Origin of the sequence: Ralstonia mannitolilytica, from assembly GCF_905397375.1 — a bacterium.
In the GTDB taxonomy this organism is placed as follows: domain Bacteria; phylum Pseudomonadota; class Gammaproteobacteria; order Burkholderiales; family Burkholderiaceae; genus Ralstonia; species Ralstonia mannitolilytica.
This window is the reverse complement of sequence record NZ_CAJPVG010000001.1, coordinates 292,899-316,561: the sequence shown is the minus strand read 5'-3', so window position 1 is coordinate 316,561 and position 23,663 is coordinate 292,899. Positions and strand designations below refer to the sequence as shown.

Genomic DNA, 23,663 nt, shown 5'->3' with positions numbered 1-23,663 from the left:
GCGTGGCGGCCACGGTCGTGACGCCCGCCGAGCATGGATAGCGGGCGCCAGACCCGCAATTACGGGGTAGTTATCAATGGCTATGGCACACACCTTGGCGCCGGTTTCGCCGACGCTCGCGTCGCGTGAGTTTTCGTTCACGGCGGAGGATTTCGCCCGCATCCGTGGCCTGATCTATCGGCGCGCGGGCATTTCGCTGTCCGACCGCAAGAGCGAGATGGTCTACAGCCGCCTGGCCCGCCGCCTGCGCGTGGTCAACCTCGGCTCGTTCCGCGATTATCTCGACGCCCTGGAGAACGGCCACCTGCCCGACGAGTGGGAGGCCTTCACCAACGCGCTCACCACCAACCTGACCGCGTTCTTCCGCGAGCAGCACCACTTCCCGATCCTGGCCGAGCACGCCAAGGCCAAGCGCACGCCGTTCACGGTGTGGTGCTCGGCCTCGTCCACTGGGGAAGAGCCGTATTCGATCGCCATCACCCTGGCCGAGACCTTCGGCTCGATGCATCCGGGGCAGGTGAGCGTGATCGCCTCCGACGTGGACACGAACGCGCTGGCCCGCGCGCGTGCCGGCATCTACCCGATGGAACGCGTCGCGGCGCTGTCCACCGAGCGGCTGAAGAAGTACTTCCTGCGCGGCACCGGCAAGCACGAAGGGTATGCGCGCGTGCGGCCCGAGCTGCAGGCCATGATCGACTTCCGTCAGATCAACCTGCTCGACCGCGACTGGCCGCTCACGCAGAAGTTCGACGTGATCTTCTGCCGCAACGTGATGATCTATTTCGATAAGCCCACGCAGGCCAAGATCCTGGAGCACTTCATCGACGTCATGAAGCCCGACGGCCTGCTCTTTGCGGGCCATTCGGAGAGCTTTCTGCAGATCAGCAAGGCGTGGTCGCTGCGCGGCAAGACGGTCTATGAGATCGCGCCCGACGTGCGCGCGAAGATGGCGGGCGCGCGATGATCGAATTCGGCAAAATGGCCACCCCGCGTGCCCCGGCTGACACCGTGCGCAGCGACAGCGGCATGACGGCGGGCGCGATGGCCACGCTCGCGCAGTCGGCCGCCAGCACGCACGCGTATTACGACACCACCTTCAGCCGCCGCGCGATGAAGGTGCTGCCCGGCGAGTACTACGTCACCACGGAAGACCTGATGCTGGTGACCGTGCTCGGCTCCTGCGTGACGGCCTGCGTGCGCGACAAGATCCTCGGCATCGGGGGCATGAACCATTTCATGCTGCCCTCGCGCAACGAGGCCGAGTCGATCCTGTCACCATCGATGCGCTACGGCACGCACGCCATGGAAGTCCTGCTCAACCAGCTCTACAAGGCCGGCGCCCGGCGCGAACACCTGGAGATCAAGGTGTTTGGCGGCGCGGCCGTTCTGGCCGGCATGAGCACGCTCGACGTGGGCGAGCGCAACGGCAAGTTCGTCCTCGAGTTCCTGCGCAACGAAGGCTTGCCCGTGGCGGCCAAGGATCTCTTTGACGTGTATCCGCGCAAGGTCTACTTCGTGCCTTCCACCGGACAGATCATGGTGCGCAAGCTGCGCTCGCAAAGTTCCGCGGCCGAGCTCGATGGCGAAGCGCAGTACGCCAGCAAGCTGTCGAAATCCATCGCGGCCAAGCCGCCTTCGCGCCTGCAACTGTTTACGTAATCCCGTTCCCGTATCCCCATCATTCCTGATCCTTGCTCTCCATATGAACGACAAACGCAAGATTCAGGTGCTGTGTATCGACGATTCGGCACTGATCCGCAGCATCCTGAAGGAGATCATCAACGCGCAGCCCGACATGGAAGTGGTGGGCGTGGCGCCAGACCCCATCATCGCGCGCGACCTCATCAAGCAGACCAACCCGGACGTGCTCACGCTGGACGTCGAAATGCCCAAGATGGACGGGCTCGACTTCCTGGAAAAGCTCATGCGCCTGCGCCCGACGCCGGTGGTGATGATCTCGTCGCTCACGGAGCGCGGCTCTGAAGCCACGCTGCGTGCGCTGGAGCTCGGCGCGGTGGATTTTGTCGCCAAGCCCAAGCTCGGCATGCGCGACGGCATGAACGAATACGCCGACCAGATCGCCGACAAGATCCGCGCGGCCGCCCGGGCACGGCTGCGTCCGCGCACTGCCGCCCCCGTTGCCGCAACGGCTGCGCCGCAGGGCACGCACGTGCGGGCCGAGCACGCCCCAGCCACCCCGGCCCCGGCGCGTACCCATTTCTCGTCGACGGAGAAGCTCATCATCGTGGGCGCCTCCACCGGCGGCACCGAGGCGATCAAGGATTTCCTGCTGGAAATGCCGCCCGACTGCCCCGGCATCCTGATCGTGCAGCACATGCCGGCCGGCTTCACCACCTCGTTCGCCAAGCGGCTGGACGGCCTGTGCCGCATCCGCGTGAAGGAGGCCGTGCACGGCGAGCGCGTGCTGCCCGGCCACGCCTACATCGCCCCGGGCGACATGCACCTGTCGCTCGGCCGCAGCGGCGCCAACTACGTCACCGAGTTGGACCAGGGCCCGCCCGTGAACCGCCACCGGCCGGCGGTGGACGTGCTGTTCCGGTCCGCCGCGCGCAACGCAGGGGCCAATGCCCTGGGCGTGATCCTCACCGGCATGGGCAAGGACGGCGCGGCAGGCATGCTGGAGATGCGCAACGCCGGCGCCTACAACGTGGCCCAGGACGAGGCCTCGTGCGTGGTCTACGGCATGCCCAAGGAAGCCGTGGCGCACGGCGGCGTGCACGAGGTGCTGCCGCTGTCGCAGATCGGCCCGCACGTGCTGGCCCGGCTGTCCGCCCATGGCCGCGTGACGCGGGTGTAGCCGGCCGGCTCTCAGGCTGGCCGCGCCTTCGGTGCGGCCCGTGGGGCCGCCCGCCATGGGCCGCGAACCGGGTCGTTGCATCGGCGGCGCTCAAGAATCGGCCAGGAGCGCCGATAAGACAGCCAAGGAAGCCCGAACCCCCCAAAATTTTAGTAAGTGGAGATTGTGTCCATGGACAAGAGCCAGTTCCGATTCCTCGTCGTCGATGACTTTCCGACGATGCGCCGGATCGTGCGTAACCTGCTCAAGGAACTCGGTTTTGCCAACGTCGACGAAGCCGAAGATGGCGCGGCCGGCCTGGCCAAGGTCAAGGAAGGCCGGTTCGATTTCGTGATCTCGGACTGGAACATGCCGAACATGGACGGTCTGCAGATGCTGCAGAGCATCCGCGCGGATGCCAACCCGTCCATCAGCAAGCTGCCGGTGCTGATGGTGACGGCCGAAGCCAAGAAGGAAAACATCATCGCCGCCGCGCAGGCCGGCGCCAGCGGCTACGTGGTCAAGCCGTTCACGGCCGCCACGCTGGACGAAAAGCTGGGCAAGATCTTCGAGAAACTGGAAAAAGCGGGGGCCTGATGAGCGAGATGCACGACGGCGCCCAGGCGAGCGCCGCACAGGGTGCCGACCACGGCGACATGCCCGAGATGCTGCAGCGCATTGGCCATCTCACGCGCATGCTGCGCGAGAGCATGCGCGAGCTGGGCCTGGACAAGGGCGTGGAGCGCGCTGCTTCGGCCATTCCCGACGCGCGTGACCGCCTCAATTACATTGCCAACATGACGGAGCAGGCGGCTACCCGCGTGCTCAACGCCATCGACGCGGCCCGCCCGGTGCAGGACGCACTCGAGTCCGACGCCGAGGCGCTGGTCAACCGCTGGCAGTCGTGGATGGACCGCCAGCTTGGCGATGATGAGATCCGCGAGCTCGTCGGCCAGACCAACGGCTTCCTGCGCAGCGTCCCGCAGAAGACGCGCGACACCAACCACCAGCTCATGGAAATCCTGATGGCCCAGGACTTCCAGGACCTGACCGGACAGGTCATCAAGAAGGTGCTGGACGTGGTGCAGCTCATTGAAAGCCAGCTCGTCAGCATCCTGCTCGACAACGCGCCGGAACACCTGCGCGTGGAAGTGGCGCCGACGCTGCTCAACGGTCCGCAGATCAACCCGGACCATCCGGATGTGGTTGCCAACCAGGAGCAGGTGGACGATCTGCTGGAAAGCCTGGGCTTCTGAACCTGGCGCCGGACACAACAAAACGGGCGTTGCGACGATGTGCGCAACGCCCGTTTTGTTTTTTGTTTTCCTCGTTCAATACGGCAAATACCGCTGCCTTCAATCCCGCAGGATGGTCCGGAACCCGATGTGCGCGGCTGGCAGATCGGCTTCCTGCGCCTCGCGTGCAGAGGCCCGGTAGCGCACGCAAAAGTCCGGCGAGCAGAGGAACGAGCCGCCCTTGATCACCACCGGCCGGTTCGGCTCGCTGTTGCCCTGCCCAAAGCGTTGCGGCTGGTCCAGCGCTGCCACGGCGCGTGTGTCGCCATTGGCGTGAGACTGATGCGGGCCGGTATAGGCGTCGCGCGTCCATTCCCATACGTTGCCGATCATGTCGTACAGCGCGAAGCCGTTGGCGGCATAGCAGCCGACCGGGCCGATGCCTGCGCGGCCGTCCTCCGCGGTGTCCAGCACGGGAAAGATGCCCTGCCAGTAATTGGCGCCGGGTTTGCCGTTGCCATCGCGCGGAGCTTTTTCAAGATCGGCGCCGTCTCGGCCGGCCTTGCCGGCGTATTCCCACTCGGCTTCCGTCGGCAGGTCGTGGCCCAGCCAGCGGGCGTAGGCCAGTGCATCGGCCTGGGTGACACGTGTCACGGGCTGGTTGTCGGCATCGGCAAGCCTGCTGTCGGCGCCTGTCGGGTGGCGCCAGTCCGCGCCCTTGACCCAGCGCCACCATGCATAAGGGCGTGCCTGCATCTCTGCCGAATCGGGCACGTGAAACACCACCGCGCCGCCCTGGCGCTCGGCGTCGGTCACATAGCCGGTGGCGGCCACGAAGGCAGCGAACTGGGCGTTGGTCACCTCCGTCTGGTCGATCCAGAAGCCGCGCACGCGCGTCTGGGCGGCGGTGCCATCACGCTGCGCGGGGCGTTCGTCCGGATAGCCGAGCGTGGTGCCGAAGGTGAAGCTGCCGCTGCTCACGTGCACCATGCCGGCCCGCGTGTCGTGCCGCCAGCCGGGCGGCAACCCGGCGTAGCGGGCACAGGCGTCGGTGGTGCCCAGCGGCAGGCGTGGGGCGGTGTGCGCGGTGACCACGTTCGCGGCGCGGGCCGCCATGTTGCCGCCGGCCGGGTGCAACGCAACGGCGGTCACCGCGGCCAGCGGCGTACCGGCCAACAACCAGCGCAAGCCCCTGCGCCTGCGCTTCTCTACCACGGCGCCCATCAGTAAAACCCGCGTGGGCGCAGCGGCTCCACACCGCCAACGCTGCGCATGTAGTCCTGCCATTGCTGGTACAGCGTGGCGGCCACGTCAGGGTGCTGCGCAGAGACATCGTTGGTCTCGCCGCGGTCGCTGGCAATGTCGAAGAGCTGCCAGTGGCCGTCGGCCGCACCCAGCGGCGGTTCGGTCCACAGCGCCTTCCAGCGGCCGTCTGCGCTGCGCAGATAGGCGCGGCCGTACGACTCGTCGCCAAAGGGCTGCGTGTGGATGGGCCCCGCATCGGCAGATTGCCGGATCGACGCCAGCAGCGACACGCCCGTCACCGGATACACCGCGCGGCCGCCGTATTGCACCTTGCCCTTGTTCTGGTCCACACCGTTGCCGTCCACGGCCGGCTGCGCAGGTGTGCTGGGCGGCGTAATGCCGGCCAAGGCCAGGAAGGTGGCGGTGTTGTCGGTCACATGCGTGAAGCGTGTGATGGGCGGCAGCGCCTGGGTCTGGCCGGGCAGGCGCACGATGGCCGGCACCGAGACACCGCCTTCGGCCGCATGGCCCTTGACCAGGTTGAACGGCGTGGCGCTCACCTCGGCCCAGCGCAGGCCGTATTGCAGGCGCTGTGCGTTGGCCAGGCCGTTATCGGTGCCGAGCCTGGAGTAGACCGGCTCGGTGGCGTTGGCTTCATCGGTGGCCTTCGGGTCGGCGCCGGAGTCGATCGGCCAGCCTTCAGCGCCGTTGTCCGACTGGAACATGATGAAGGTGTTGTCGTACTCGCCAATGTCTTTCAGGTGCTGGATCAACAGGCCGATGTTGTAGTCGAGGTTTTCGACCATGCCGGCGTAGATCTCCATGTAGCGCGCCTGCGCCTTGCGCTCCAGCGGGGTGAGGTCGCTCCACTTCTTGTTGACATAGCCGGGGCCGTAGTCGGTATAGCCCTGCGCGGGGCCGTGGTTGGCGTTGATGTAGCGCGCATTGGCGGTGCCGTTGTTGGGCGACGCGGCCGAACGCGTGGTTGTGCCGGGCAGCCCGGCAAACGGCGTGAAATCGGCCGGAATGATGCCCAGCGCCTTCTGCCGCGCGATGCGCGCATCGCGGATGACGTCGTAGCCCGCGTCATAGCGGCCGGCATATTTGTGCAGCCACGGGTCCGGCACCTGCAGCGGCCAGTGCGGCGAGGTGTAGGCCGCATAGGCAAAGAACGGCTTGCCGTCGCCCTTGTGCGAGTCGATGTAGCTGATCAGCTTCTGCGTGTAGAAATCCGTCGAATAGAACACTGCGGGGCTGCCTCCCGCGCCGCCCGGTTGCCCTGGCTGGCCCGGTTGCACATAGGCGCCGTCTTCCGTGTAGTTCCTGGCGTTGGCGTTTTCATGGCCGAAGTGGTTGCTGGCCGCACCCGGCAGCAGCGCATACGAACGCTCGAAACCCCACTGGTCTGGCGTCTTGCCCAGGTTGGCGGCGCTGCCCGCAATGCCGTTGCCCAGGTGCCACTTGCCGGCCATGTAGGTGTGATAACCGCCGTCCTTGAGCAGTTGCGCGACCGACAGCGCGCGGTCGTTCAGATAGCCCTCGTAGCCGGGTAGCCCCGCGCGCTCATCGTTGGGTGCACCCATGGTGCCTTCGCCCACCAGGTGGTGGTCGGTGCCCGAAATGAGCATCGCGCGCGTGATGGCGCAGACGGTGCCCGCGTGGTGGTTGGTCAGCAGCCGGCCCGACTGCACCAGCGCGTCGAGGTTGGGCGTGTCGATCTCGCCGCCCATGGCATGGATGTCGGAATAGCCGAGGTCGTCGGCCATGATGTACAGGATGTTTGGCTTGCGGGCCGGCGTGTCCGGTGTGCTGTTGTCGGTGCCGGCTGTGGACGTGCCGGGCGGCGAATCGCTGCCGCACGCACTGAGTGTGGCAAGGGCGGTGGCGAGCAGGGCCGCCAGCATGCGCTGGCGCAGGGGCAAGGCAGGGGAGTTGGCTCGATCGGGCGACATGACGGTGGGTCCGTTCTGCATTCTGGTTTGGAGAACGGGTCATGCTATGGAGGCCCCCTGCATAAGGCGACGAAGTTTTCCGCAGGTCGATATGACGGAGAGGCGTCTTGCCGGTCGGCAGGCCGTTGCCGCGCCATTGCGAACCCCACGTCAGCTCTGAATGGACGACGTTTGCGCTGCAGCCCGGGCCATTTCATCGAAAAAAACGCTCCCGGGCTCTCTTTTCCACGCTTCTGCCAGGCGCGGGTGCCGGAATAATGCAGCGGTCGGTCATCAGGCCGGTGCTGTGTACTTCATTCCGTTTACCCCTCGCGCGCCGGCATGTCCGAAGAAAGCGATCTCGAAAAAACCGAACCCGCCTCTCCGAGGCGCCTCGAGCAGGCGCGCGAGGAAGGCGACGTTCCCAGATCGCGGGAACTGGGTTCGTTCGCCCTGCTGGCCGTGGGCGCTGGCGGCCTGTGGGTCATGGGCGACGCGATCGTGCGGGCGGCCTCGTCGTTCCTGGCGCGGTGCCTGGAGTTCCATCGTTACGACTACACCCGCACCCAAGACCAGTGGACGTACGTGGCGGCGCAGTTCACGCCGCTGGCCGTGGTGCTGGGCGGGCTGCTGCTTCTGCTTGTCCTGGCGGCTCTGACGCCGCTGGCGCTCACACGGGGGGCAATATCGTTCAAGCCGCTGGCGCCGGACATCACGCGGCTGTTCAAGCTGCACGGCCTCACGCGCATGTTTTCGGTGGAGGGGCTGCTGGAGCTGCCCCGGCTGCTGATCAAGCTGGCGCTCGTGGCGGGTGTGGGCTGGTGGCTCATCACGTATTACCGCGGGGCCTTCATCGAGCTGCCGCAGCAGAACCTGCGCACCGCCATGCAGGAGACGATGCATGTGGCGGGTGTGGCGTTCCTCTGCATGGCGGGCGTGATGCTGCTGGTGGCGGCCGTCGATGTGCCGCTGGCGCTGTGGCAATACGCCCGCAAGCACCGCATGACCAAGGAGGAGGTGCGCAAGGAGCACCGCGAGTCGGAGGGCGACCCGCATGTCAAGGGCCGCATCCGCGCGATGCAGCGCCAGGTCGCCCAGCGCCGCATGATGGCCGACGTGCCCAAGGCCGACGTGATCGTCACCAACCCGACGCACTACGCCGTGGCGCTGCGCTATTCCGAGCAGGAGGGCGGCGCGCCGCGCGTGCTGGCCAAGGGCGCCGACCTGGTGGCCGCCAAGATCCGCGAGCTCGGCACCGAGCACAAGGTCCCGATTCTGGAAGCCCCGCCGCTGGCGCGGGCGTTGTACCGGCATACCGAGATCGGCCAGCAGATTCCGCAGGCGCTGTACGCGGCCGTGGCCGAGGTGCTGGCGTACGTCTATCAGCTGCGCCGCATGCATCAGGTCGGTGGCCGTGCGCCCGTGCGCCCGACCGATCTGCCGGTGCCCGCCGATATGGACCCGGGGCCGCAGCCCGGCCCGGACGACGCCGATGACGACGTCACCGGCAACGCCTGACGGATCGGCAATCCCAACCTTGATGCTGACGCTTTCTTCGGTGAGGCCCCGCCTGCCGCTACCGCACCACGACGTTATATCGGCCTGGGCGGTGCCATGCGATCACCATCGCGCTCATGGCAACTGCGCTCAGGGCCGACCAGCCCACACGGCCGGTCGGAATGACCAGGAGCGATGTCAGCAGAATCATCGAGTCGATGGCCACCTGCACGATCCCCGCATTGATTCCCCGCGTGCGCTGCAGCCAGAGCGTCAGAACGCCCGTGCCGCCCACGCCGGAGCCATGCCGGGCCAGCGCCAACACCCCCATGCCGTTGAGCGTTCCGCCCACCACCGCCGCAAACAGCGGGCTCTCAAAATCGATGTGTAACGCCTGCCGCGTCACTGCAAGCAGGAGGGTGATCCCGCAACTGGCCAGCGTCGACTTGATGGCAAAACGCGGGCCCATGACGAAATAGGCGAACACGAAAAACGGCACGTTGACCAACGTGAAAATGGTGCCGACCGACATCGGCGCCACGTACGACACGAGCAACGCGATCCCTGCAATGCCACCGGTCACGAGTCCGGCTGCGCTGAGCAGCACCACCCCCGTCACGATGAACATCATGCCCACGGCCATGCCGTAGACGTCTTCGAGCATCGTGTGCTGGGCGGCATGGGGCGGGCTTGCTGCAACGGCGCTGCTTGCGTGATGAAGCTGATGGTCCATGGCGCCGCTCATCGGATGAACGGCCAGTCCGGCAAACAATCATGGATGTCCGGTAATCCAGAGGTGGGGTGCTTCATTGAACCTTGCCTATGATCGGGTTGGTGCATCCACGCACCGGACACTGCACCACCTTCGTGCGGTGATGCGTGGAACCGGGTCTTGTGGGCGGCGTTTCAGGATGATTTGCAAGTCCCATACCCAGCGCCCCGGGCTGCATGGCGCATACGACCAGGCCGCTGCTTCAGCGCGAGGGTATCGAAAGGGGTGCGGTTGAGGGACGGGATTGGTACAGCCTGGTTGAGTACGCGATTCTGTATGAAAGTCTGGTACGACGCACCTCCAGGCCCCCCTGGCGGCGTGAAGGGGGCAAAGCGCACCCCCCGGTGGGAGGGTATTTCAGAGAAAAGCCGCCTTTTGGGCGGCTTTCTCGCTTCTTCGGTTTGGCGGTGCGGGCGGCAAGATGGCAGCCATCGCAAAAGCCCCCCGCTGCCTGTCCCCCCACGATGAACGCCGCCTTGCTCCGAGTCCAAAGCTTCCTGCGCCAGGGCGACTACCGCTCCGCCGCCGGCCCGGTGCTGATCATCCTGATCCTGGCGATGATGGTGTTGCCGCTGCCGCCGTTCGTGCTGGACCTGCTGTTCACGTTCAACATCGCGCTGTCCATCATCGTGCTGCTCATCAGCATGCACACGCTCAAGCCGCTGGATTTCTCGTCGTTCCCAAGCATCCTGCTGATCACGACGCTGATGCGGCTGTCGCTGAACGTGGCCTCCACCCGCGTGGTGCTGATGGAAGGTCACACCGGCCCCGACGCCGCCGGCAAGGTGATCGAGGCGTTCGGCCACTTCCTGGTGGGTGGCAACTACACCGTCGGCATCGTGCTGTTCGTCATCCTGGTGATCATCAACTTCATGGTGATCAGCAAGGGCGCGGGCCGCATCGCCGAGGTCAGCGCGCGCTTCACGCTCGACGCGATGCCGGGCAAGCAGATGGCCATCGACGCCGACCTGAACGCCGGCCTCATCCGAGAAGACGAGGCGCGCCGCCGCCGCACGGCCATCGCCCAGGAAGCCGAATTCTTCGGCTCCATGGACGGTGCCAGCAAGTTCGTGCGCGGCGATTCGGTGGCGGGCATCGCCATCCTGCTCATCAACATCGTCGGTGGCCTGGCCGTGGGCGTGCTCCAGCACAACATGGACATCGGCCACGCCGCCACCAACTACACGCTGCTCACCATCGGCGACGGGCTGGTCGCGCAGATTCCCGCGCTGGTGATCTCCACCGCGGCGGGCATCATGGTCAGCCGCGTGTCGACCGACAAGGACGTCGGCCAGCAACTGTCCAGCGAGCTGTTCGCCATGCCGACGGTGCTGATGACGACCGCCGGCGTGCTCGGCCTGCTCGGTCTGGTGCCAGGCATGCCGCATTTCCCGTTCATCCTGTTCGGCGGTGCGCTGGGCTACCTCGGCTGGTACCTGAAGAAGAAGCGCGCGGTGCCCGAAGTCGAGCCGGTGCTGCAGGCCATTGCCCCCGTCGATACGCCCGAAGCGAGCTGGGACGACGTCTCGTGGGTCGACGTGCTGGGCCTCGAGATCGGCTACCGCCTGATCCCGCTCGTCGACAAGAGCCAGGACGGCGAGCTGCTGCGCCGGATCAAGGGCATCCGCAAGAAGTTCACGCAGGACATGGGCTTCCTGGCGCCGGTGGTGCACATTCGCGACAACCTGGAGCTGGGGCCCTCGTCGTACCGCATCACGCTCAAGGGCGTCGAGATCGGCCAGGGCGAGGTGCAGCAGGGCAAGTTCCTCGCCATCAACCCGGGTGGCCAGGACGGGCGCCTCGGTACGCAACTGCCCGGAACGCCCACGGTCGACCCGACCTTCGGCCTGCCGGCCCTGTGGATCACCGCCGACGTGCGCGACCGCGCCCAGGCCGAGGGCTATACGGTGGTCGATTGCAGCACGGTCATCGCCACGCACGTCAATCAGTTGATTTACACCCATAGCACCGAGCTTCTCGGCCGTTTGGAAGTGCAGCAGTTGCTCGATCATTTGGCCAAGGAAGCACCGAAGCTGGTCGAAGACGTTGTGCCCAAGCTGTTGCCCGTCGCGACCGTGCAGAAGGTGCTGCAGAACCTGCTGGACGAAGGCCTGCACATCCGCGACATCCGCACCATCGTCGAGACGCTGGCGGAACACGGAGGCAGGACGCAAGACCCCGCCGAACTCACCGCCGCCGTGCGCGTGGCCCTTGGCCGGGCGATTGCCCAGCAGCTCTTTCCGAACAAGACCGAAATGCAGGTCGTCACGCTCGACCCGAATCTGGAGAACATCTTGCTGCAAAGCGTCGTTGGCTCGAATGCCGGCCCGATCGAACCGCAACTGGCTGACTCGCTCATGCAGGCGGCCGCCGATTCGTCGCGCCAATACGAACAGATGGGCCAGACGGGCGTCCTGCTCGTGCCGCCCGCGCTGCGCCCGATGCTTGCCCGCCTCTTCAAGCGGGCCGCGCCGGGGCTGCGCGTGCTCTCGCACGCCGAAATTCCCGATCACCGCACGATTAAGGTTGTCGCCATGCTTGGAGGCCGCGCATGAAAATGCATCGATTTACCGGACTGACGTCGCGCGACGTGTTGCGCAAGGTCCGAGACCAATTGGGCGACGATGCGCTGATCCTGTCGAACCGCGCCGTGCCTGGCGGTATCGAGGTCATTGCCGCATCCGACACGCATCTCGATGCGCTGGTCGATCCGCATTCGACCGCGCCAAGGGCCGCCCAGCGCCGTCCGGTGGCCCCGGCGCCGATCCCGGAGCCGGCACCTGCCGCTGAAGCCGCCGTGGCCGCTGTGGCCGCACCCGCGGAACACAGCGCGCAGACCGACACGCCCGCACCGGGCGCACTGGCCCGCCTGCGCAACCGCTTCATCGCATCGCGCCGTGCCGCGCAGGACGATGCCGTACCGGCTGCCGCCGCCAAGGCCGCCGGCAGCACGCTGCAGACGCGCGTCGATGACGACGTCGCCCTGACGCCCGCACAGGCTTCGGCCGAAGACCCGCTCGTGGCTTCCACACGCATGCTCGCCGGTCTGTCGCTGGACCGCGCCAACGAAAGCGCCGCACACGCGCAGGCCAGCACCGCGCAGTTCATTGCCCGCCGCGCCGCCGCGGAAGACGACGAGTTGCCGCGCGCGCAGGAAGAACGCAAGCCCGCGCTGCGCAGTTTTGCCGAGCGCGTCGAGGCGCAGGCCCGTGCCACGCGCGCCGAGCAGAAGGTGCACGCGCGGCAATCGACCGACGACATCTTCGTCCGCATGGAAGACACGATGGCCAAGCCCGAAGCGCCCCTCGAAGACATGCGCCTGCAGCGCTCGGCGATCGACCTGCGCGCCGACCTGAAGGCCGACCTGAAGGCGGAGAGCGACGCCATGACGCGCCGCATGGTCAGCGAGATCGACACGCTCAAGAGCACGCTGAACGACGCCATGTCCAGCCTCGCCTCGCTGGGTGTGAAGCTGGGCGACCCGGTGCGTACGCGCCTGTTCCAGACCATGCTGAACGCGGGGTTCTCGGCGCAGCTCACGCGCTACGTGCTCGAGAACATGCCGCAGCACGACACCTATGAAGGTGCGCTGGACTTCGTGCAGCGCGCGATCGAAAAGAACCTCGCCGTGGTGCAGGACGAAAACAGCCTGCTCGACCAGGGCGGCGTGTTTGCCCTGATGGGCCCGACCGGTGTGGGCAAGACCACCACCACCGCCAAGCTGGCCGCGCGCTTCGTGCTGCGCCATGGCGCGTCGCGCGTGGCCCTGCTCTCGACCGACAGCTACCGGATCGGCGGCCACGAGCAGCTGCGCATCTACGGCAAGATCCTGGGCGTCACGGTGCATGCCGTGAAGGACGCGCAGGACCTGAGCCTTGCGCTGAACGACCTGCGCGAGAAGCACGTCGTGCTGATCGACACCATAGGTATGAGCCAGCGCGACCGCGCCGTGTCGGAACAGATGGCGATGCTGCATGCCGTGGGCCCGTCGATCAAGCGGCTGCTGCTGCTGAACGCCACGAGCAACGGCAAGACGCTCGACGAGGTGGTCAGCGCCTACCGCAACGCCCACACCGGCGACGCCAACCTGGCCGGCTGCATCCTGACGAAGATCGACGAGGCCGCTTCGGTCGGCCACGCGATGGACGTGATGATCCGCCGCCGCCTGCCGCTGCACTACGTGTCGTACGGCCAGCGCGTGCCGGAAGACATTGCCGCGCCCAACAAGAAGCTGCTGATCCATCGCAGTTTCCGCGCGGGGGCGGAGCAGTCGTCGTTTGCGCTCGATTCGGACGAATCGCTGCTGGTGGCGCAGGCCGCCGCGCGTGGCCAGCTCGGCCGCGAGCCCGGTCTGGCCGCGTTCGACTTCGCATGAGCAAGGGGGCACGATGACGACCCCATTCGTCAAGGACCAGGCCGCCGGGCTGCGCCGCATGCTGGGGCAGGCTGCCAGCCGGCGCGTGCTGCTGATCGGCGCGCAGGAGCAGGTCGATGACATCGTCGACAACCTGCGCATTGCGTTGTCGGCCCTGGGTCGCGACGCTGCGGTGGTCAGTGCCCAGACCGTCGTGGCCGTGGCCGGTGTGCTCGAGGAGCACGACGACACGGCAGACGTGACGCTCGTGGCCGCGCATTTCGGTACGCGCGCGCTGGCCACCGTGGCCGAGGCGTGCGACGACGTGCTGCTGGCGTTCTCCGACGGCGCGGAAGGCATCAAGAGCGCCTACACGCTGCTCAAGAAAACCGCGGTGCTGCAGGGCAGCGCGGGCATCCGCACCCTGGTGTGCGGCGCGCATTCGGTCGATTCTGCGGTGCGCGTGTTCCGCAACCTCGCCAACACCGTGGGCCAGTACCTGAACACCCGCATTGATTTCGCCGGTTATCTGCCGGAAGACCGGCATATCGAACTGGCGCTCTCGCTCGGCAAGCCCGTGGCGAGCGCGTTTCCCGCATCCCCCTCGGCCATGGCCTTCCGCCAGCTGGCCGAGGAGATGCTGAGCTGGGCCAGCGCCGAGGCCCAGCCCCAAGCCGGCGCGGCAGGGTCGCCGTCGCAGGTGATGGTGTCGGCGCAGGCACAGACGATGTCGAGTTCGGCACCGACGGCAACGCCACGCGCCGCAACGCGCGCGGCCGAGCTGGTTTATTGAGGCGCACCATGAACGAAGCGCCAAAGGCAGGCATGGATATGTACACCGCAACCGGTCGCAAGACCAAGTCCGACGAGATGGCCACGTACGCACCGCTGGTACGTCGCATTGCCAACCAGATGATGGTGAAGCTGCCCGCCAGCGTCGAGCTCGACGACCTCATCCAGGCCGGCATGATGGGTTTGCTCGATGCGCTGTCGCGCTATGAAGAAACGCAGGGCGTGCAGTTCGAGTTCTACGCGGCCCAGCGCATTCGCGGCGCCATCCTCGATGAGCTGCGCGGCTCCGACTGGCTGCCGCGCGGGTTGCGCCGCAACGCGCGCACGATCGAACAGGCCATTCAGAAACTGCAGCAGCAGAAGGGCCGCGCGCCCACCGAAACCGAGATCGCCACGGCGCTCGGCATGTCGCTGGCCGACTACCAGAAGCAGCTTGTCGACCTGCAGGGCAGCCAGCTGCTGTATTACGAAGACTTCGACCGCGAAGACGCCGACGCCTTCATCGAGAACCGCGCCGCCGAAAACGACGCCACGCCGCTGGACCAGTTGCTGGACCACGACTTGCGCGAGTCGGTGGTGGCCGCCATCGAGGCGCTGCCCGAGCGCGAGAAGCTGATGATGAGCCTGTATTACGAGCAGGACCTGAACCTGCGCGAAATCGGCGCCGTGATGGGCGTGTCGGAGTCGCGCGTGTGCCAGATCCACAGCCAGGCGATTGCCCGGATCCGTGCGCGGCTGCGCGATCGCGCGTGGCTGCCGACCCCGACCTGATCGGCACCGGACAGCGTTCTATTGCGCGGCCAGCGAGTCATTTCGCGGCCGCGTTTTCATTTGCGGCAGCTCGGCGACGAGGCGTTCGGCGGCGGCGTCCCACACGCGGGTCTCGCCATGGCGGAAGAGCAGGAAGCGCTCGGCCGGCACGTCCGCGGCCTTCAGGGCGTTTGCCAGGTCGGTGATGGGCTGGTCCAGCGGTTCGTCCGTCAGCTCGAACGTGCCCCAGTGGATGCCCACGGCCTGCCGCGCCCCGACATCGTGCATGACCTGCACGGCTTCGCTCGGGTCGATGTGCTGGGCCTTCATGAACCACCGCGGCTCGTAGGCGCCCACGGCAATCGCCGCCACGTCGAAGTGGCCGAAGCGGGCGCCGATGTCGCGCGTGTCCTGCGAGTATCCGAGGTCGCCCGAAAACCAGAAGCGCAGTTGCGGATGCAGCAGCGCCCAGCTGCCCCAGAGCGTCTGGTTGCGGTCGTACAGGCCGCGTGCGGACCAATGCTGCACGGCGCAGAACTGCGCGGTGAAGGGGCCGAAGCGCGCTTCGTCGTCCCAGTCGAAGGCGCGCACGTTGGCGCCGTGGTCCGCGCCCTTTCCGGCAAGGCGCGTGCCGCGCACGTTGCGTGCAAACCAGCGCTCGACCCCCAGCGGCACGAAGAACATCGGCGCGCCGCCCGGCTGCCGCATCAAGGCTCGCACGCTGGCCTTGTCGAGGTGGTCGTAGTGGTTGTGCGAGATCAGCACCAGGTCGATATGCGGCAACTGACTGAGCGACAGGCCCGGCGGCTGGTGCCGGCGCGGTCCGGCAAACGGCAGCGGCGACGCCCGGTTGGAGAACACCGGATCGGTCAGCACGTTGAGGCCCCCGATCTGCAGCAGCAGCGTTTCATGGCCGATCCACGTGAGCTGCGGTACGGCCGGCGGCTGGTGGATGGCCGCCAGGTTCGGTGCAACGCAGGACAGGTCGCGCGTGGGGGGCTTGGGCAGGCCGAGGCGGCGGCGCTCGCGCTGCCATTGCCAGAAATCGCCGCCCGGGCGAGGGTGTGCGTAGCGGTTGCGAAAGCCGTCCGGCGTGTGATGGGGTTTGGCGGGATCGTAATAGGGGTTCTTCATTTCACCATGACGCCGGGCACCGGTCGGGGCGCGATGCTGCGGCTCTAGCTTGCGGGAGAACGCGGATTCCGCCCAGATCAGGACGTTTGGCGGCTTCGCAAGGGTACTCCGGTCTGCCGGATTGCGCTTTGTCCCCCTTTTTCAGCGCAGTTGTAGCAACATGCGGGCTGCTGAGAGCTTCCACCCTTGCTTGCCATGATGCGTATCGATAACCCCCAACATGACCAGGAAGTCGGCGTGGCCGACGCAACGCAGGATACGACCCGTATCGACGACGTGCGCATTGGCGCCGTGCGCCCGCTGATCTCGCCGGCACTGCTGCTCGACGAGCTGCCCGTGTCGCCCGAAGTGCAGGCCCACGTCGAGGCGAGCCGGACGGCCATCACCGCCGCACTGAACGGGCAGGACGACCGGCTCATCGCGGTGGTCGGCCCGTGCTCGATCCACGATCACGATCAGGCGATGGAATATGCCCATCGGCTGCACGCCGCTGCGCAACGCCTGCAAGACGATCTGCTCATCGTCATGCGCGTGTACTTTGAAAAGCCGCGCACCACCGTCGGCTGGAAGGGCTACATCAATGATCCGAGGCTCGACGGCAGCTTCCGCATCAACGAGGGGCTGCGCCGTGCGCGGGAGCTGCTGCTCGAGGTCAACGCGCTGGGGCTGCCGGTCGCCACGGAATTCCTCGACCTGCTGAGCCCGCAGTACATCGCCGACCTGGTGGCCTGGGGCGCGATCGGCGCGCGGACCACCGAAAGCCAGAGCCACCGCCAGCTGGCCTCGGGTCTGAGCTGCCCGATCGGCTTCAAGAACGGCACCGACGGCGGCGTGCAGATCGCGGCCGATGCGATCCTGGCGGCGCGCTCGTCGCATTCGTTCATGGGCATGACGAAGATGGGCATGGCCGCCATTTTCGAGACGCGCGGCAACCGCGATGCGCACGTGATCCTGCGCGGCGGCAAGAAGGGGCCGAACTACGACGCGGCCGCCATCGAAGACGCCTGCGCGATCCTGCGCCAGGCAGGGCTGCGCGAGCACGTGATGGTCGACTGCTCGCACGCGAACTCGGGCAAATCGCACGTGCGCCAGATCGACGTGGGGCAGGACGTCGCGCGGCAGTTGGCGGCCGGCGAGCGCCGCATCCTCGGCGTCATGATCGAAAGCCACCTCGAGGAAGGCCGCCAGGATCTGAAGCCCGGCGTGCCGCTGCAGCGCGGTGTGTCGATTACCGACGCGTGCCTCGGCTGGGCGCAGACCGAGCCGCTGCTGGACACGCTTGCCGCAGCCGTGCAGGCACGCCGGCGCGGCTGATTCGCCGCCCGGGCCGCGTTATCCCGACGACCGGCTGGAGCGGTGCGGGCGGCAGTGTAAACTGCTGCCTTTTTTTGGCCCTCGCAGCATGGCGCACGCCCAGCATCGCACCGCGCTCAGCGGCCCTGCGCTGATCCGCTTACTTGCCCGGCTGACGGACGTCGATGTGCGCGAATCGGCGCAGCCGCTTTCCGACCGGCTCAGTCAATGGCTGAGCTGGACCGATGCCATCACGCTTTCGACCGCGCTGACGGCGAGCCCTCCGGCGCTCGCCTCCAGCGGCAGCCGCATTGGCCCGGCCGATGCGGACGGCATGTGCTCGCGCGTGCGCGCGGCGCTCGCCAAGGCCATCGCTTCCACGTGTGCCCCCGAGCCACGCACCGGCGCACTGGGGCGCCAGCCGGTGCTGGGCACCGCCGTGGCCGCCGCCGACTATGCGGACTTCCGCCAGCGCTACGTCCTGATGCAGGACCGCATGGAGCTGGAGATCGGCGGCCTGCGTGGCCGCCTGCGCCGCGTGCTGGCCGCCTCGACGCCTGACCTGGCCCGTCTTGCAGTGCTGGACGCCAGCATGGAGCAGGCCCTGGGCGCACGCGAACGCACACTGCTGGGCACCGTGCCGACGTTGCTTGGCCCGCACTTCGAGCGGCTGCGCGCTGCCGCGGAGGCGGGCGGAGCGGCAGAAGCGGCTGAGCGGCCAGACGGGGCCTCTGCCGCCCCACCGACACCATCGCGCGCGTGGCTGGAGGCGTTCCGCAAAGACATGCAGAGCGTGCTCCTGGCCGAGCTCGATGTGCGTTTTCAACCGGTCGACGGGCTGCTCGCGGCCCTTCGATCCTGCTAAGCGGACACCATGTCCAGACAACACCTGAATCTCTTCGTCTTTATCGCCGGGCTCGCCGCCTTGGGGTGGATTGCCGTCGGCTACATCGTCGGCGCGAATCCGCTGGCATTGATCGTCACGCTCATCATCGGCGGCGTCTACGTGGCGGGGGCGCTCGAGTTGCGTCGTTACCAGCAGGCCACCGCAACGCTGGCGACGGCCGTGGACGGCTTGTCGGCGCCGCCGGCCACGCTCGGCGGCTGGCTCGAACAGCTGCCGCAAAGCCTGCGCAACGCCGTGCGCCTGCGCGTTGAGGGCGAACGCGCTGCGCTGCCGGCGCCCGCGCTTACGCCGTACCTGGTCGGGCTGCTGGTGCTGCTCGGCATGCTCGGCACCCTGCTCGGCATGGTCGTGACGCTCAAGGGCACCGGCGCCGCGCTCGAGAGCGCGACGGATCTGCAGGCCATTCGCGCATCGCTCGCTGCGCCGATCAAGGGGCTCGGCTTCTCGTTCGGGACGTCGATTGCCGGCGTGGCCACATCGGCCATGCTGGGCCTGCTCGCTGCGCTGTGCCGGCGCGAGCGGCAGCAGGCCGTGCAGGCGCTCGACGCGCGGATCGCGACGACGCTGCGCATGTATTCGCATGCCCATCAGCGGGAAGAAACGTTCAAGCTGCTGCAACGGCAAGCCGACGTGATGCCCGCGCTGGTCGACCGGCTGCAGGCGATGATGGCAGCGCTCGAACAGCAGGGCGCCGCTAGCAGCGAGCGGCAGATCGCCAATCAGCAGGCATTTCTCGAGCGGGCCGAGGCGGCCTATCGCGACCTCGCCTCGTCGGTGGGGCAATCGTTGAAGGACAGCGCCGCCGAGAGCGCCCGCGCGGCAGGCTCGGTGCTGCAGCCGGTGGTCGAATCGACCATGGCGGGGCTCGCACGCGAAACCGCATCGTTGCACGGGGCCGTGACGCAGGCACTCCAGCGCCAGCTGGACGAGGCGTCGCACCGTTTCGAGACGACGACGGAGGCCGTCTCCACGCTCTGGGCCAATGCCTTGCGCGACCATCAGCGCGCCAGCGAAGCGCTGGCCGGTCACATGGGCGCATCCGTGGATCGGCTGGTCGAGACGTTCGAGCAGCGCTCGGGCGCGTGGGTCGACAGCGTCTCGGCCCGCCTGGAAACCACGGCGGCACAGCTGTCCGGCACGTGGAACGATGCTCTCGCGCAGCAGGCGCGCACGCAGGCCGAGCAGGCCAGCCGGCACCAGCATGCCCTCGAGCAGGCGGCTGCCACGTTCGAGCAGCACGCGGCAGCGCTGCTGCAGGCGGTGGACCGCTCGCACGCGACATGGCAGACGCAACTCGAGGCGCGCGACCAAGAGCGGCTTGCCACGTGGGCCGACACGCTGGGCTCGACCGCCGCGACACTGCGCGAGGCGTGGGAGCAGGCGGGGGCCGACACCGCACGTCGCCAGCAGGCCATCTGCGACGCGCTGGAGCAGACCGCACGCGACATCTCCGCGCAAACGCAGGCCCATGCGCGCGAGACGATCGCCGAAATCTCCCGGCTCGTGCAGGCCGCGTCGGAGGCGCCCAAGGCCGCTGCCGAGGTGGTGGCCGAATTGCGCCAGAAGCTCTCGGAGAGCATGGCGCGCGACACCGCGATGCTCGAAGAGCGCACGCGCCTGCTGTCGACGCTGGAAACGCTGCTCGATGCCGTCAACCATGCATCGACGCAGCAGCGCTCGGCCGTCGATGCGCTGGTCGCGACATCGGCCGGGCTGCTCGAGCGCGTGGGCACGCAGTTCACGGACCGCGTGGAAGCCGAGACCGGCAAGCTCGGTGCCGTGGCCGCACAGGTAACGGGCAGCGCCATCGAGGTGGCCAGCCTGGGCGACGCCTTCGGGGCGGCCGTGCAGCGCTTCGGCGAGTCGAACGACACGCTGGTCGCGCACCTGCAGCGTATCGAAGCCGCGCTGGAGAAGTCGCTCACCCGCAGCGATGAGCAACTCGCATACTACGTGGCGCAGGCCAGGGAGGTGATCGACCTGAGCATGCTGTCGCAAAAGCAGATCATGGAAGACCTGCAGCGCCTGGGCAGCCAGCGCGCGCGTGCCGGAGCCGAGGCGGCATGAGCGACGAGATCGACGGCGGCGTGGAAGCGACCGCGCCCGTCTGGGCCGCGTTCGGCGACCTGATGTCGGTATTGCTGGGCGCCTTTGTGCTGATTCTGGTGGGCGTGATCGGGGTGCAGCTCGAGTTGTCGTCGAAGCTGGAGCGCGAGGTCAGGCAGCGCGAGGCCGAGGCACAGCGCCGAAAGACCCTGGAGCAGGCATTGGCTGGCCCGCTGGCGGCGGGGCGGGTGACGCTGGTCAATGGGCGCATCGGCATCAACGGCAGCGTGCTGTTCGCCCTGAACTCCGACCAGTTGCAGCCCGAGGGCCGGGCCTTGCTCAAGAGCCTGGCGGGGCCGCTGGCGGCGTACCTTGAGTCGCGCGACGAAATCCTGATGGTGAGCGGCTTTGCCGACGACCAGCAGGTGCGCGCAGGCAACCGCCTCTTTGCGGACAATTGGGAGCTGTCGGCCAAGCGCGCGCTGACGGTCACGCGCGCCCTCATTGACGAGGGCATCGCCGCGTCATCGGTCTTTGCCGCCGCGTTCGGCTCGCAGCATCCCGTGAGCTCGAACGCCGACGACGCGGGGCGCGCAAAGAACCGGCGCGTAGAGATTGCTCCCGTACCGCGTTCGGCCGCATCCAATGGCGCACCCCATGCGCAACACTGAACACCTCGTCGGGCCGAACGCGATGCAGATGCAACGCATCGAGGCGTTGCGGCGGCGCGCGGCAGGGCAGACGGGCGAAGTGCGCCGCTTGCTCGATGAACGCCTGGCCGAGCTGCAGGCCGCCTGCCCGGTCGATGCCGAGCCCCCGCAGCCAGCGCCGCCCTCTGGCGCAGGGCCCAGCCCGCTGGCGGCGCTGCTGGGCGACATCGAGCACCATCGCGGCGGCCGCAGCGGCCACCCGCCGCTCGACATGCTCGAAGAGGTCCGCGCGCTCTGGTCGCGCCTCAGCGCCGAAAAACAGGTGCGCGAGTCGCTGGACAAGGTGCCCGTGAATGCCGGCCCGTTGAATTCGCTGAGCCTGGTGCACCGTTCGCTGTCGTTGATGCGCACCGTTTCGCCCGAGTACCTGCGGCAGTTTCTCGGCTACATCGATGCACTGTCGTGGCTCGAGCAGATGGGCGGCGACACGGCCACCACGCCGGGCGACGCAGGCCGGACGCCTGGGGCGAGAAAGGGCGCACGTAGCAAGTCGCGCTAGCGGGTCGTCGGCCGCCGTCACGTTCCTTCTTCCTGACGTCGATGCCCCTGGCGGGCCAGCGCGTGATGCGTGGCGTGCACCCGCATTTCGGAACGCAAAATATGTACACAAAAAACGGCGGTAATTGTTGACATAAAAATAGCAGCGGCCCAAGATTCCGGCCAATACGCGGCATCACGCCGCTCGAATACTGGCAGACGGAGCCCCCTCCGCCTGCCCCAAGCACGCTTCCGGCACGAACACGGGAGCGGCCCCCGGAGACAGACAATGCGCCCATCCTCAGGCCAATCCTCGGCTTCCGCGTCGACCCGCGTCGATCCCGTCAACGAGTTCCTTCCACTGCCGCGCCTGTTCGCGCTCGGGCTGCAACACCTGCTGGTGATGTACGCCGGCGCCATTGCGGTGCCGCTGATTGTCGGCAATGCGCTCGGCCTGTCGAAGGATGAACTGTCCTATCTCGTCAATTGCGACCTGTTTGCCGCCGGTGTCGGCACGCTCATCCAGTCGCTCGGCTTTCTGATTTTCGGGATCCGCCTGCCGGTGATGATGGGTGTCACGTTTGCCGCGGTGGCGCCGATGATCGCCATTGGCGTGGAGCCGGGCATGGGGCTGCCAGGCATCTTCGGGGCGTCGATCGTCTCGGGCGTGTTCGGCATTGCCGTTGCGCCGCTGATGGGGCGGCTGCTGGGCCTCTTCCCGCGTGTGGTGACGGGCACCGTCATCATGCTGATCGGCTTTTCGCTGCTGAGCGTGGGGATCAACTGGGCCGCAGGCGGCCAGCAGATGATTCCGCAGGTGGTGGACGGCGTGAAACACATGGTGCCGAACCCCGCGTTTGGCGATCCGTTCGGCCTGGCCATTGCTGCGCTTGTGCTGGTGACGATCCTGCTGCTGACCAAGTTCGGCAACGCATTGCTGTGCAACATCGCCGTGCTGCTGGGCATCGTGACGGGCACGCTGGTGGCGGCGGCGTTCGGCAAGGTGTCGCTGGCCGATGCCGGCGCGGCGCCGCTGATGACGCTGGTGACGCCGTTCCATTTCGGCATGCCGAAGTTCGAGCTGTCGGCCATCATCTCGATGTGCATCGTGATCGTGATCACGCTGGTGGAGTCGACCGGCATGTTCCTCGCGCTGGCGCACGTGGTCGGCAAGCCCATCTCGCGCAATGAACTGACCAACGGCCTGCGTGCCGATGGTCTGGCGACGGTGGTGGCGGGGGTGTTCAACACGTTCCCGCATACGTCGTTTTCGCAGAACATCGGGCTGGTGTCGATCACGGGCGTGCGCTCGCGCTATGTGGCGGCGGCCGGCGGGGTGCTGCTGATCGTGCTGGGGCTGTTTCCGAAGCTGTCGTACGTGGTGGCATCGGTGCCGCAATACGTGCTCGGCGGGGCGGGCATCGTGATGTTCGGCATGGTGGCCGCGGCCGGCATCCGCATGCTGGGCATGGTCGATTTCCAGCAGCAGCGCCACAACCTGCTGATCATCGCGGTGTCGGTCGGCTTTGGCATGATGCCGACGCTGGCGCCGGCCTTCTTCCATCACTTCCCGGACTGGACGCGCCCCATCACCCACAGCGGCATCGTGATGGGCACGCTGGTGGCCGTGGTGCTGAATGCCTGGTTCAACGGCATCCGCGGCTCGCACGAAGTCATGCTCGGTGCGGCCGCAGCCGCGCATTGAACATCCAACGCCGCGCTT

At 67.3% G+C, this 23,663-nt stretch carries 20 protein-coding genes; 16 read left to right on the top strand and 4 right to left on the bottom strand.

The genetic code is table 11. The features are described 5' to 3' along the window. The first annotated feature begins 82 nt into the window (after positions 1-82). The 5 genes from KHN96_RS01345 (at position 83) to cheZ (ending at position 4,053) form a co-directional block, all read left to right on the top strand. Positions 83-964 (top strand): CheR family methyltransferase, encoded by an 882-nt coding sequence (locus KHN96_RS01345; RefSeq protein WP_045219665.1) that lies wholly within the window; start codon positions 83-85, stop codon positions 962-964. Positions 965-1,041: 77 nt separating this feature from the next. Beyond that, positions 1,042-1,659: a chemoreceptor glutamine deamidase CheD gene (cheD, locus tag KHN96_RS01340; RefSeq protein WP_045220432.1), complete on the top strand. Its 618-nt coding sequence runs from the start codon at positions 1,042-1,044 to the stop codon at positions 1,657-1,659. Between the two features lie 43 nt (positions 1,660-1,702). Next, the gene (locus KHN96_RS01335; protein WP_045219667.1) at positions 1,703-2,818 is read left to right on the top strand and encodes a protein-glutamate methylesterase/protein-glutamine glutaminase; all 1,116 of its coding nucleotides are present in this window, start codon (positions 1,703-1,705) and stop codon (positions 2,816-2,818) included. A 171-nt stretch (positions 2,819-2,989) separates the two neighbouring features. Beyond that, positions 2,990-3,394 carry a chemotaxis response regulator CheY gene (gene cheY, locus KHN96_RS01330; RefSeq protein WP_045219669.1) on the top strand — a complete coding sequence of 135 codons (405 nt, stop codon included), beginning with the start codon at positions 2,990-2,992 and terminating at the stop codon, positions 3,392-3,394. Continuing rightward, positions 3,394-4,053: a protein phosphatase CheZ gene (gene cheZ / locus KHN96_RS01325; protein ID WP_045219671.1), complete on the top strand. Its 660-nt coding sequence runs from the start codon at positions 3,394-3,396 to the stop codon at positions 4,051-4,053. The genes cheY and cheZ overlap by 1 nt, the downstream gene beginning before the upstream one ends. 99 nt (positions 4,054-4,152) lie before the next feature. Here cheZ and KHN96_RS01320 read toward each other — a convergent pair whose 3' ends face one another. Continuing rightward, positions 4,153-5,256 carry a formylglycine-generating enzyme family protein gene (locus KHN96_RS01320; protein WP_373994665.1) on the bottom strand — a complete coding sequence of 368 codons (1,104 nt, stop codon included), beginning with the start codon at positions 5,254-5,256 and terminating at the stop codon, positions 4,153-4,155. After that, positions 5,256-7,229 (bottom strand): arylsulfatase, encoded by a 1,974-nt coding sequence (locus KHN96_RS01315; RefSeq protein ID WP_062738963.1) that lies wholly within the window; start codon positions 7,227-7,229, stop codon positions 5,256-5,258. The genes KHN96_RS01320 and KHN96_RS01315 overlap by 1 nt, the downstream gene beginning before the upstream one ends. A 321-nt stretch (positions 7,230-7,550) precedes the next feature. On the opposite strand from KHN96_RS01315, the gene flhB reads away from it, so the two are divergent. After that, on the top strand, positions 7,551-8,726 hold the full coding sequence (gene flhB, locus KHN96_RS01310) for a flagellar biosynthesis protein FlhB (protein WP_045219673.1): 1,176 nt from the start codon (positions 7,551-7,553) through the stop codon (positions 8,724-8,726). Positions 8,727-8,784: 58 nt separating this feature from the next. Here flhB and KHN96_RS01305 read toward each other — a convergent pair whose 3' ends face one another. After that, positions 8,785-9,477, bottom strand: coding sequence for a YitT family protein (locus KHN96_RS01305; RefSeq protein WP_238587576.1), 693 nt, complete (start codon positions 9,475-9,477; stop codon positions 8,785-8,787). Positions 9,478-9,941: 464 nt separating this feature from the next. Between KHN96_RS01305 and flhA the strand changes: the two genes are divergently transcribed. Genes flhA through KHN96_RS01285 form a run of 4 tightly spaced genes read left to right on the top strand, consistent with a single transcriptional unit; the run spans position 9,942 to position 15,394 of the window. After that, entirely contained in the window at positions 9,942-12,032 is a 2,091-nt protein-coding gene (gene flhA / locus KHN96_RS01300; RefSeq protein WP_045219676.1) for a flagellar biosynthesis protein FlhA, read from the top strand. Then, entirely contained in the window at positions 12,029-13,852 is a 1,824-nt protein-coding gene (flhF, locus tag KHN96_RS01295; protein ID WP_062738867.1) for a flagellar biosynthesis GTPase FlhF, read from the top strand. The genes flhA and flhF overlap by 4 nt, the downstream gene beginning before the upstream one ends. A 13-nt stretch (positions 13,853-13,865) precedes the next feature. After that, positions 13,866-14,624 (top strand): MinD/ParA family ATP-binding protein, encoded by a 759-nt coding sequence (locus KHN96_RS01290; RefSeq protein WP_045219681.1) that lies wholly within the window; start codon positions 13,866-13,868, stop codon positions 14,622-14,624. A gap of 8 nt (positions 14,625-14,632) precedes the next feature. After that, positions 14,633-15,394, top strand: coding sequence for an RNA polymerase sigma factor FliA (locus tag KHN96_RS01285; RefSeq protein WP_045219683.1), 762 nt, complete (start codon positions 14,633-14,635; stop codon positions 15,392-15,394). Positions 15,395-15,412: 18 nt separating this feature from the next. Here KHN96_RS01285 and KHN96_RS01280 read toward each other — a convergent pair whose 3' ends face one another. Further along, the gene (locus tag KHN96_RS01280; protein WP_062738868.1) at positions 15,413-16,507 is read right to left on the bottom strand and encodes an MBL fold metallo-hydrolase; all 1,095 of its coding nucleotides are present in this window, start codon (positions 16,505-16,507) and stop codon (positions 15,413-15,415) included. Between the two features lie 195 nt (positions 16,508-16,702). Here KHN96_RS01280 and KHN96_RS01275 point away from each other — a divergent pair, with 195 nt between their 5' ends. The 6 genes from KHN96_RS01275 (at position 16,703) to KHN96_RS01250 (ending at position 23,645) form a co-directional block, all read left to right on the top strand. After that, positions 16,703-17,821, top strand: a complete 1,119-nt coding sequence (locus KHN96_RS01275; protein ID WP_045219687.1) for a 3-deoxy-7-phosphoheptulonate synthase — start codon at positions 16,703-16,705, stop codon at positions 17,819-17,821. A gap of 88 nt (positions 17,822-17,909) precedes the next feature. Continuing rightward, positions 17,910-18,665: a DUF3348 domain-containing protein gene (locus KHN96_RS01270; RefSeq protein WP_062738869.1), complete on the top strand. Its 756-nt coding sequence runs from the start codon at positions 17,910-17,912 to the stop codon at positions 18,663-18,665. 9 nt (positions 18,666-18,674) lie between these two features. Then, positions 18,675-20,774 carry a DUF802 domain-containing protein gene (locus tag KHN96_RS01265; RefSeq protein ID WP_062738872.1) on the top strand — a complete coding sequence of 700 codons (2,100 nt, stop codon included), beginning with the start codon at positions 18,675-18,677 and terminating at the stop codon, positions 20,772-20,774. Then, positions 20,771-21,424 carry an OmpA family protein gene (locus tag KHN96_RS01260; RefSeq protein WP_045219694.1) on the top strand — a complete coding sequence of 218 codons (654 nt, stop codon included), beginning with the start codon at positions 20,771-20,773 and terminating at the stop codon, positions 21,422-21,424. The genes KHN96_RS01265 and KHN96_RS01260 overlap by 4 nt, the downstream gene beginning before the upstream one ends. Next, positions 21,411-21,962, top strand: a complete 552-nt coding sequence (locus KHN96_RS01255) for a DUF2894 domain-containing protein (protein WP_062738874.1) — start codon at positions 21,411-21,413, stop codon at positions 21,960-21,962. Before KHN96_RS01260 ends, KHN96_RS01255 begins: the two co-directional genes overlap by 14 nt. Positions 21,963-22,229: 267 nt before the next feature. After that, entirely contained in the window at positions 22,230-23,645 is a 1,416-nt protein-coding gene (locus KHN96_RS01250; protein ID WP_062738876.1) for a nucleobase:cation symporter-2 family protein, read from the top strand. Positions 23,646-23,663 lie beyond the last annotated feature (18 nt).

Bases quoted from the DNA above. Each gene is read 5' to 3' on its own strand.
- KHN96_RS01250 (WP_062738876.1), top strand. From the start codon at position 22,230: ATGCGCCCATCCTCAGGCCAATCCTCGGCTTCCGCGTCGACCCGCGTC.
- KHN96_RS01315 (WP_062738963.1), bottom strand. From the start codon at position 7,229: ATGTCGCCCGATCGAGCCAACTCCCCTGCCTTGCCCCTGCGCCAGCGC.
- cheD (WP_045220432.1), top strand. From the start codon at position 1,042: ATGGCCACGCTCGCGCAGTCGGCCGCCAGCACGCACGCGTATTACGAC.
- cheZ (WP_045219671.1), top strand. From the start codon at position 3,394: ATGAGCGAGATGCACGACGGCGCCCAGGCGAGCGCCGCACAGGGTGCC.
- KHN96_RS01270 (WP_062738869.1), top strand. From the start codon at position 17,910: ATGGCGCACGCCCAGCATCGCACCGCGCTCAGCGGCCCTGCGCTGATC.
- cheY (WP_045219669.1), top strand. From the start codon at position 2,990: ATGGACAAGAGCCAGTTCCGATTCCTCGTCGTCGATGACTTTCCGACG.
- KHN96_RS01280 (WP_062738868.1), bottom strand. From the start codon at position 16,507: ATGAAGAACCCCTATTACGATCCCGCCAAACCCCATCACACGCCGGAC.
- KHN96_RS01335 (WP_045219667.1), top strand. From the start codon at position 1,703: ATGAACGACAAACGCAAGATTCAGGTGCTGTGTATCGACGATTCGGCA.
- flhA (WP_045219676.1), top strand. From the start codon at position 9,942: ATGAACGCCGCCTTGCTCCGAGTCCAAAGCTTCCTGCGCCAGGGCGAC.
- KHN96_RS01285 (WP_045219683.1), top strand. From the start codon at position 14,633: ATGAACGAAGCGCCAAAGGCAGGCATGGATATGTACACCGCAACCGGT.
- KHN96_RS01265 (WP_062738872.1), top strand. From the start codon at position 18,675: ATGTCCAGACAACACCTGAATCTCTTCGTCTTTATCGCCGGGCTCGCC.
- KHN96_RS01345 (WP_045219665.1), top strand. From the start codon at position 83: ATGGCACACACCTTGGCGCCGGTTTCGCCGACGCTCGCGTCGCGTGAG.
- KHN96_RS01275 (WP_045219687.1), top strand. From the start codon at position 16,703: ATGATGCGTATCGATAACCCCCAACATGACCAGGAAGTCGGCGTGGCC.
- flhF (WP_062738867.1), top strand. From the start codon at position 12,029: ATGAAAATGCATCGATTTACCGGACTGACGTCGCGCGACGTGTTGCGC.
- KHN96_RS01260 (WP_045219694.1), top strand. From the start codon at position 20,771: ATGAGCGACGAGATCGACGGCGGCGTGGAAGCGACCGCGCCCGTCTGG.
- KHN96_RS01290 (WP_045219681.1), top strand. From the start codon at position 13,866: ATGACGACCCCATTCGTCAAGGACCAGGCCGCCGGGCTGCGCCGCATG.
- KHN96_RS01320 (WP_373994665.1), bottom strand. From the start codon at position 5,256: ATGGGCGCCGTGGTAGAGAAGCGCAGGCGCAGGGGCTTGCGCTGGTTG.
- KHN96_RS01255 (WP_062738874.1), top strand. From the start codon at position 21,411: ATGCGCAACACTGAACACCTCGTCGGGCCGAACGCGATGCAGATGCAA.
- flhB (WP_045219673.1), top strand. From the start codon at position 7,551: ATGTCCGAAGAAAGCGATCTCGAAAAAACCGAACCCGCCTCTCCGAGG.